This window comes from Haematobacter genomosp. 1, from assembly GCF_002196855.1.
Lineage (GTDB): Bacteria > Pseudomonadota > Alphaproteobacteria > Rhodobacterales > Rhodobacteraceae > Haematobacter.
The window spans coordinates 1-3,950 of sequence record NZ_NIPW01000077.1 but is presented as its reverse complement, the minus strand read 5'-3'; the positions used below and the strand labels follow the sequence as shown (position 1 = coordinate 3,950).

Here is a 3,950-nt window from a genome sequence, read left to right as displayed (position 1 = left end):
CCTCTCCCGCAAACGACCCCTATGACGTCTCCGACAACAGCCAGCGCATCCCGCAAGTGAATGCGATTTCGGACGGGCAAGCGGCGGCTTCGCTGCGCGCCCTCTGGAACTCCGGCAATGACCAGTATCCGCCGAACCTCTACGGCACGGGGATGCTGATTACCGTCGCCGTCCGGTCGATCTCGCTTCTCGATGAGGGCACGGCGCAGGTGCGGTTCACCCGCACCTATGAGCGGGAAGGCCAGACGCCGACCACGCGGGACTTCGTGGCGACGATCACCTTCCAATTCCGGCCGCGCACGGAAACGTCGCTGCAACAGGTCTGGGCCAACCCGCTCGGCTTCACCGTCACCAACTACCGCGTCGATGCGGAAACTCTGAACGCAAGGGGGAACTGACATGAACCGGCTTGCCACGCTTGCCGCTGCGGCCCTTGTCGCCAGCATGGGCACCGCCCTCGCAGAAACGGCCCCTCGGGCCTATTCGGCCGATCCCCGCATCCGCTACTACAACTACAGCGAACATGACGTGTATCGCCTCGACGTCTACATGCGCTTCATCACCTCGATCCAGTTTGCCTCGGGCGAAAACATCGAGTCCGTGCAGGTGGGCGACAGCGCGTCATGGCAGATCGTGCGCCTGAACCGGGGCGACGTGTTGTCGGTGAAGCCGCTCGTGCACGGGGCCTATACCAACATGACCGTCTACACCGATCGCCGCGTCTACACGTTCGAGCTGAACGCGAAAGCCGCACAGGCCGGATCGCACAGCCCCAGCTACCGGATCAGCTTCAACTATCCCGGCGAGGCGGCGCGCGCCCGCCAGCAACAGGCGGCGGTAGCGGCGCGGCCGAAGGATTACAACTACTTCGTGGCGGGCAAATCGACCAGCATCCGGCCCATCCAGGTCTACGATGACGGGGTGAAAACCTACTTCCGGTTTGCTCCGAACGCGCCCCGCCCCGGTATCTTCGCGGCGAACGCGGACGGGCAGGAAGCCATCGTGAACGTGCAGCAGACCAGCGAAGGGTTCGTGGTCAACCGCACGTCCGACCGCTGGACGCTGCGGATCGGGGATGAGGAATTGTGCATCGCCAGCGGCGAAGTCGTCAAAACCGTTCGGGGCGGCCGTCAGGCGCAACCGGCCAACAGCAATCAGGTGGTGATCCAATGACCGACCAAGACAACATCCCCAACGATGCTGAGAACGAAGATCGGCCGCGCCTGCGGCCCGATCCGGAAAACGACCGCGAAGCCCGCGTGGCGGCGCGCAGTTCCGAATTCGACGGGGGCGGCCCCGGCAACGTGGTCAAGATCCTCGTCGGCGGTCTTGTTGGCATTGTCCTTCTCCTTCTGGTCCTGATGCTGATCGCGCCTCAGCAGATGGCAAGCCTCTTCGGCGGTGGGCAAACTTCGGATGCGCAGGACGTGCAGACCACCAGTTCCGGCGATACGGGCCTCTCCACTGAAATCACCGAGCGGCAAACCGAAGTCGAAACCGATGTGCCGGAGACGGTCGTTCCGGAAGGTGAATTGAACCTGACCACAGGGAACGATGAATTGGCCGATGCCGAACGGCGGCGGTTGGCGGCATTGGAAGCACAGCTTAAGGCCATGCAAGAAGAACGCGGTGAAATCACCCGCGACCTTCTGCAACAGCAGGCCGATGATCTGCGGGAACAGTTCGAGCGTGAACGCCAACTGGCGGAAGAAGCCTACCAGCGCCAGCTTCAGGAGGCGATTGCCGCGCAAGGCATGGACGGCGAAGCCGATGCCCGTCAGCGTCTCGAAGAGGAACGCGCCCGCCTCAACGCGATCAACGAGGCGCAGGTGTCGTCCGATCTTCTGGTGCTGGACAGTTCGGGGCAGGTGACGGGCGGAGGGGCCAGCGGGGCCGGTGAACGCAAGCTGTCCACGAATGAGCAATTCATGGCCTCGGCCTCGACGGCCAGCTACGACACGGTGCGGGCCACGCAGATTGCCGCGCCAGACCGGACCATCGTGCAGGGCACGACGCTGGAAGCGGTCTTGGAAACCGCGATCAGCACGGAGCTTCCGGGCGTCATCCGCGCCTCGATCACCAACGACGTGTATTCCTATGACGGCTCAAACGTGTTGTTGCCGCGCGGCACCCGCCTGATCGGCAGCTACAATTCGGACGTGTCCATTGCCTCGAACCGTGCACAGCTTGCATGGAACCGGGCCATCACTCCGGACGGGCGCAGCGTGGAGCTGGGCGGCTACGGCGCGGACCAGCTGGGCATGTCGGGGCAGACCGGCTTTGTTGACACGCGCTTTGGCGAACGCTTCGGCTCGGCCTTCCTGATCTCGATGCTGGCGATCACGCCGCAAGTTGTGGTGGACGACAGTGCCGGCGAGAACACGCAGGAGCTTGCGGAGGACGTGGGCGAGGATCTGGAAAACACGACGCAGAGCGTGATGAACGACTACCTGTCCTTGCCGCCCGTCATCTACATCGACCAGGGCACGACCATGACCGTGTTCGTGAACCGCGATCTGGTGTTCTGATGATGAAAGCCGACATGGACAACACACCCGTGGTCATTCCGGCCAGCCATGCAGAGCAGGGGCTTCAGCCCCTGCGCGAGCTTCTGACCTCGGACGACGTGAACGAGATCGTCATAAATCCTGACGGCGGGATCTGGGTCGAACGGTCGGGAACCGAACACATGATCCGGTGGGAGGGCACCCTGCCCGAAAACCGGATCAAGCCGCTCGGCGGGCATCTTGCGGGGGAAACCCGTAACCAGCTCGGCGCGAAGCACCCCATTGTGTCGGGCCGTGTCGTGCTGTTCGGTCAGACGATGCGGGTGCAGATCATCGTGCCGCCTGCCATTGAAAAGGGCGTCTCCGTCTCAATCCGGAAATATGTCAGCCGTGTTCTTGATCTGGATGAAATAGGATTCCTCGACGGAGCGCAGGTCGATGTGGACGCGCTTCGCCTCGACCGGCTCAAGACCCTGACGAACATGGCGGCGGCGGGTGATCTGCAAAACCTGTTCCGCGCGGCCATCAGTGACAAGCTGAACATTCTGGTATCGGGCGGCACGTCCTCGGGCAAGACGACGCTGGCGCGGGCGCTGCTGGCGATCAGCGACCAGGACGAACGCATGGTGACGATCGAGGATGCGCCGGAACTGCACCTGCCCCATCCGAACACGGTGGCGCTGGTGGCGGAACGGCGGGCCGGATCGGAACGCTCCCCTGCCCTGTTGCTTGAATCCGCGCTGCGGATGCGGCCGGATCGGTTGATCCTCGGGGAAATCCGCGGTGTCGAAGCCCTGAACTTTCTGGAAGCGATCAACACGGGCCATCCGGGGTCCATCAGCACGATTCATGCAGACAGTCCGGCGCTGGCGCTGGAACGTCTAGCGATGATGGTCATGCGGGCGGGGCTGAACCAGACGCGGCAGGACGTTCTGGATTATGCGCGACAGACTATAGATCTAATTGTGCAGGTGGGCAGGCGAGGCGGCAAGCGCGGCGTCCTTCAGGTCTATATGCCCGCACTGGCGAAATGAAAAAACGCCCCCGAAAGGGGGCGTTTGTTTTTCGTGCCGTGTCAGTTGGCCGTATTCTGGCGCGAAACGTCGCTAAGTGCCGCCGTCAAATCCGTGACGTTCGATGGCACTTTTTTCCGGTTTCGCTTCGGCTTCTTGTCAGTATCTGGTGTTTCCTCCGGCGCGGGTTCGGCTTCTTCCTCGTGGCCTTCTCGGCTCATGTTCTCGACATGAACGGAGGCCAGCGCAGTTGCGAACTCGTTGAGACTGCCCTTAATGTATCGCTGTTTGCGATACACCGTCCGAAGGTGATCCAGAGCAGGTTCTTCCGCCTGTTCTTCCGGCGACAAGACAGGTGTTTTCTCCGGCTTGTGGGAGGGTGCAGGTTCGTCCGAGGTCATGCCGGCAACCGGCACAGCTTCCGCAGGTG

At 62.6% G+C, this 3,950-nt stretch carries 5 protein-coding genes; 4 read left to right on the top strand and 1 reads right to left on the bottom strand.

The annotated features are described in order from the left end of the window. The 4 genes from CDV49_RS19975 to virB11 form a co-directional block, all read left to right on the top strand. On the top strand, positions 1 to 398 hold a 398-nt coding region (locus CDV49_RS19975), incomplete at its 5' end, for a type IV secretion system protein (RefSeq protein ID WP_143413224.1). A gap of 1 nt (position 399) precedes the next feature. Beyond that, positions 400 to 1,173: a TrbG/VirB9 family P-type conjugative transfer protein gene (locus CDV49_RS19970; protein ID WP_256947412.1), complete on the top strand. Its 774-nt coding sequence runs from the start codon at positions 400 to 402 to the stop codon at positions 1,171 to 1,173. Further along, the gene (locus CDV49_RS19965; RefSeq protein WP_088217010.1) at positions 1,170 to 2,528 is read left to right on the top strand and encodes a TrbI/VirB10 family protein; all 1,359 of its coding nucleotides are present in this window, start codon (positions 1,170 to 1,172) and stop codon (positions 2,526 to 2,528) included. Before CDV49_RS19970 ends, CDV49_RS19965 begins: the two co-directional genes overlap by 4 nt. 14 nt (positions 2,529 to 2,542) lie before the next feature. After that, entirely contained in the window at positions 2,543 to 3,541 is a 999-nt protein-coding gene (gene virB11, locus CDV49_RS19960) for a P-type DNA transfer ATPase VirB11 (protein WP_179209286.1), read from the top strand. A gap of 41 nt (positions 3,542 to 3,582) precedes the next feature. On the opposite strand, the gene CDV49_RS19955 is transcribed toward virB11, so the two are convergent. Continuing rightward, the coding region (locus CDV49_RS19955) for a hypothetical protein (protein WP_218822014.1) at positions 3,583 to 3,950 on the bottom strand (368 nt) is incomplete at its 5' end.

Coding starts and splice junctions, on each gene's coding strand:
- CDV49_RS19970 (WP_256947412.1), top strand. CDS start 400: ATGAACCGGCTTGCCACGCTTGCCGCTGCGGCCCTTGTCGCCAGCATG.
- virB11 (WP_179209286.1), top strand. CDS start 2,543: ATGGACAACACACCCGTGGTCATTCCGGCCAGCCATGCAGAGCAGGGG.
- CDV49_RS19965 (WP_088217010.1), top strand. CDS start 1,170: ATGACCGACCAAGACAACATCCCCAACGATGCTGAGAACGAAGATCGG.